We start from the raw sequence: 3,923 nt of genomic DNA on the forward strand, positions 1-3,923 counted from the left end.
GGTCAGTTTTTCAGGTACCATTTTGGATAGCGGCTGTTGGTGCTTGGTGAACGGTGTAAGGTCCTGAAACTATAGCACTTTCAGCCGCTTTCTTTTATCCCCTCATGAGAAATCCGGGCTAGCCAGGCGAGTAGTCGAATACGTAAACTACGCCGATCAATGTGAAGCAAAGAAATACCCCTGGCCGCGGCGAGTTTGGATAATTGTTTTGCCTAGATAACGACGCAGACGAGCGACATAGACTTCGACCAAGTTAGGCGCGGCGGCATCCTGATCCAATGCATAGAGCTGCTCTAGTAGCTGCTCTTTCGAGTGAATGCGATCAGGATGCAGCATTAAGTAGCGTAGTAACCGAAACTCGGTCGCCGTGAGCGAACGCCACGTTTCACCTTCTAAGCACACGCGTTGACCCGCTTCATCCAACGAAATGCCGTTAAGCGTGATCACTTGAGATAACTGACCAGACTGCCTGCGTAGCAAGGCCTTCAGCCGGGCCATCAGTTCGGCTTCGTGGAAGGGCTTGGTAAGATAGTCATCGGCCCCCGTCTCAAGACCGACAACTTTATCTTCCCAGGTATCGCGGGCCGTCAGGATCAAAATAGGCGTGTCGCGTTTTTGCCTGCGCCACTGGGCGAGCAGATCCAGCCCTGAGCCGTCGGGCAAACCGACATCTAAGATCGCCAGTTCATAATGCTCGGTTGCCATCAGCGACTTGGCCGCTTTCAAGGAAGCGGCCAAATCAACCAGGTAACCGTTGTCTTTGAGACTCTCTGCCAAGCTTTCCGCTAGCAAGTCATCATCTTCAAGTAGCAACAGTTTCATGGATATACGTCAGATTAGAGAGAAAAATTGCCGTACATGCCGGATTCATAATGACCAGGAATGTTACAGGCATACTCTAGCTCGTTAACATTGTCAGGGACACTCCATAATAAAGTCCCGGTTTCACCAGGCGCAATGGTGACACCTGCCATACTCATATTGGCCATATCGTGACCATCGCCGTTTGACATATTGGACATATCGTGGCCTTCACCGTGTGCCATATTCGACATGTCATGGCCTCCGCCATTGGCCATGTCTAGCATCATTTTTCGATGCTCTTCTTGGGCTTCTTTGCTACCAATCACAAATTCATGCTCTAAATTGCCGGTGTTGGTGATTTCAAATTTAACCACCTCCCCAGCCGCCAGTTCTAGCTCTTCAGGGTCGAACCACATATCGCCAGCCTCAAGGCTGATCGTGCGGTCAACGTCAGCCTCGGTTAGGCCATTGTCACCACTGCCTTGGCCGGGCGAAGCCCATGCCGCACTCGTTATCAAACTGAGTGAAAGGGCAAACAAAGACGTTGTTAAGGAGATGTTGCGCATGGTCATTTACCTCAGAGGTTATTGTCACTTGTTCTTTATACGGCGTTAACCTGAAACGAGCCTGAACCTAACGTAAAAATATGGCCTGCTACCCAAAAGCATTTCTAACATGATGATGGATCCTGCCCCCCCTGATTAGAGTCAACGCTGCAGCAATGACTTTTCGTCTTGTTGGTGCAATTGCCTATGGCAGCCTCCGCCTAAACCTCAGCGTAAGGCCCATAAGAAGGAGACCGTTAATTTCGAGCTCTGGAACGGCTCAACAAGGTGGTTGACCTGTTAGTCACCCATTCGGTGATGACACTCTTGTCAGCACTGCCGTGATCAACAAGATAACCGCGACCAGCACCATCTCCAGTGCAATACTTCTCTGTAACCGTCCTGGGGCTGTTGCGTCGCCGCTCTCAAAGGCCGGCACAAGCCGCCACTTGTTCGCGGCAGCAAATAACAGTAGCGCCGCCACAATCAATACCTTGCCGATCAAGAACTGTCCATATGCCGTGGTGAGCAGGGGTGTGAGACCGCCTGTTAGCAGCGTGGCCAAAGTGACGCCCGCCAGTACCAACACGCCAACTCCGCCCATGGCGAGTTGCCCGAAACGGGTCAGAATGCGGGCGGTATTGCCGTGGTTGTAATGTTGCCCCACTAAGTGGAACAGCGGCCACAGCGAGGCTACCCAGAATGCTGCCGCCATCAGGTGAACGATCAGCAAGACAGCCAGAACGAGGCGTGGGGTGTTTACTGTATGCCCCACCTGCACGAATGCCAGCATCACCAATAAAACGCCTACTAGGCTCAAGCTGTTGGCTGTTTTTGAGAGTGTTAAGTTATTGAGCTGAATCGCCTGGACCAACAGCAAGCCAGTTACCACCAGTATCAGCCGGGTCCCGGACGCACCCTCGAACACGATCCCGAGTAGCATTGGGTTGGTTGCAGCCGCTATATTGCCGCCCCCAAGGTAACCAGCTTCTAAAGGCCACTGGAACAGAATCAGGATAATCCCGGCCCAGACAGCAAGGACACCCATGCGGGCGACGTGCCTCCGGTCATGTTCAGGGAGTTGGGGAAATGCTAGACAAAACAACACGGCTCCCGTCGCGACTAGGGCACTGAGGTAAACCCCGGCCGCCACGAGAATCATCGCGACGGTCCAGACGTCGAGGCTATTTACGGAGAACCACCAGGCCATGGGTCAGGGCTCGACCGAGAAGTTAAAACCGTCGGTCATCATGTGCCCGTCATCCGATAGGCCGCGCCAGCGTACCTGGTAGTCCCCAGCCGAAAGAATTTCACCTGGTTTTACGAAGTAGCGTTCGACCTGTTCACTGCCTGGCTGACCATCAAGAGGAACAGAGCCGTCCGGGCCTGTCACTTCAAACTGGGTGATACGCATCATGCCACCAAACTCAATGCCAATCTCTGCTGGGGAATCCTGAATGGTCACGCCATCCTTAGGTGAAGTGCTTGCGCCCCCTTCATGGGCCAGCACTGGGATTGCTAGCGACAGCAACAGCGTTGCTAAGGTAGCGTGAATGATAGGGAGCGAACTCGTCTTCTTTTGCATACCGTATCCTTATATATTTTTAGGGTTGAATGGATGCCGTTACTTCATCGCGGAGGCGCTAAAACTGATTCGGCTGAGCCTTCTTACATCGTTCATCTGCCCTGTTTGGCGAACAAGGCGCATGGCGTCGTGCTTTTCTTCATGGAAATGAGTCGGTGTTATAACGTGCCAACCTGAAACAGGGCTGAAAATGGCGGAAAAAATGATCTGTGACAACACTTAGGTATTGGGATCGGTTTCTCCTTTACCTTTGGGCCACCTATAGGTTGTAGGTTTATAACGAAAGCTAACTCCGCCTTCTTCCATTTTTAATGGATAAGGCGATGTCTCGACCAGCAACATGATAAGAGGAAATATCATGGTTAAGCACAAGATGATCTTTGCCATTGGTCTGGCTGCAAGCCTCAGTGTCCCCAGCAGCGCCATTTTCGCTCAAGGTATGAGCCAAGGCGCCCAAGGTCAGGGCAATATGATGGACGGCCAAGTCGGTATGGGTTCGGGCATGATGATGGGCAGTCAAGAAGACATGTACCCAGGAATGATGATGGGAGGGCAAAGCGGGATGATGCCTTGTCCAATGATGGGAGGCATGGGGAGCATGGGCGGTATGCTCGACGAGCAGCAGATGAGTACCATGCGTGAGATGCGCCAAGAACACCGCGCGGCCCAGCTTGAGCGGATGGGCGAATTGATGAACCTGCGCGACGACATGATGCAAATCATGCAGACTGAACGCCCTGAACAATGGAAAGTAAAGACGCTGCATGCTCAAATGGCCAGCCTTCATGGCGATATGATGGCTGATAACGTGCGCATGCATAACCAGATGCAGGACTTACTAACCGACGAGCAGCGTGAACAGATGAGTGGAAGCATGCCCAGCCACCATGGCCCGCAATAAGCCTTGGCGATTGCCTCTTTTTTTAGGAGTGATGGCATGATGAACGCGGAATGTTTTGCTTTTATGGGGTCAATGGGGTGGCTAGGCT

At 52.4% G+C, this 3,923-nt stretch carries 5 protein-coding genes; 1 reads left to right on the plus strand and 4 read right to left on the minus strand.

What is annotated here, in order from left to right:
* Window positions 1-156: 156 nt before the first annotated feature.
* The 4 genes from V8L70_RS22575 to V8L70_RS22590 all read right to left on the minus strand — a co-directional run bounded on the left by V8L70_RS22575 (window position 157) and on the right by V8L70_RS22590 (window position 2,934).
* The gene (locus tag V8L70_RS22575) at window positions 157-822 is read right to left on the minus strand and encodes a response regulator transcription factor (protein WP_035561703.1); all 666 of its coding nucleotides are present in this window, start codon (window positions 820-822) and stop codon (window positions 157-159) included.
* Window positions 823-836: 14 nt separating this feature from the next.
* On the minus strand, window positions 837-1,370 hold the full coding sequence (locus V8L70_RS22580; protein ID WP_101146764.1) for a cupredoxin domain-containing protein: 534 nt from the start codon (window positions 1,368-1,370) through the stop codon (window positions 837-839).
* A 283-nt stretch (window positions 1,371-1,653) separates the two neighbouring features.
* Window positions 1,654-2,511, minus strand: coding sequence for a copper resistance D family protein (locus V8L70_RS22585; protein ID WP_336270691.1), 858 nt, complete (start codon window positions 2,509-2,511; stop codon window positions 1,654-1,656).
* A 51-nt stretch (window positions 2,512-2,562) separates the two neighbouring features.
* Window positions 2,563-2,934, minus strand: a complete 372-nt coding sequence (locus tag V8L70_RS22590; protein WP_035561708.1) for a copper resistance CopC family protein — start codon at window positions 2,932-2,934, stop codon at window positions 2,563-2,565.
* A gap of 358 nt (window positions 2,935-3,292) precedes the next feature.
* Between V8L70_RS22590 and V8L70_RS22595 the strand changes: the two genes are divergently transcribed.
* A complete protein-coding gene (locus V8L70_RS22595; RefSeq protein WP_035561711.1) occupies window positions 3,293-3,835 on the plus strand; it encodes a hypothetical protein in 543 nt (180 codons plus the stop codon).
* Window positions 3,836-3,923: the final 88 nt, after the last annotated feature.

This window comes from Vreelandella arctica (genome assembly GCF_037070215.1).
Classification (GTDB): Bacteria; Pseudomonadota; Gammaproteobacteria; order Pseudomonadales; family Halomonadaceae; genus Vreelandella; species Vreelandella arctica.

Coding starts and splice junctions, on each gene's coding strand:
- V8L70_RS22580 (WP_101146764.1), bottom strand. CDS start 1,370: ATGCGCAACATCTCCTTAACAACGTCTTTGTTTGCCCTTTCACTCAGT.
- V8L70_RS22575 (WP_035561703.1), bottom strand. CDS start 822: ATGAAACTGTTGCTACTTGAAGATGATGACTTGCTAGCGGAAAGCTTG.
- V8L70_RS22585 (WP_336270691.1), bottom strand. CDS start 2,511: ATGATTCTCGTGGCGGCCGGGGTTTACCTCAGTGCCCTAGTCGCGACG.
- V8L70_RS22595 (WP_035561711.1), top strand. CDS start 3,293: ATGGTTAAGCACAAGATGATCTTTGCCATTGGTCTGGCTGCAAGCCTC.
- V8L70_RS22590 (WP_035561708.1), bottom strand. CDS start 2,934: ATGCAAAAGAAGACGAGTTCGCTCCCTATCATTCACGCTACCTTAGCA.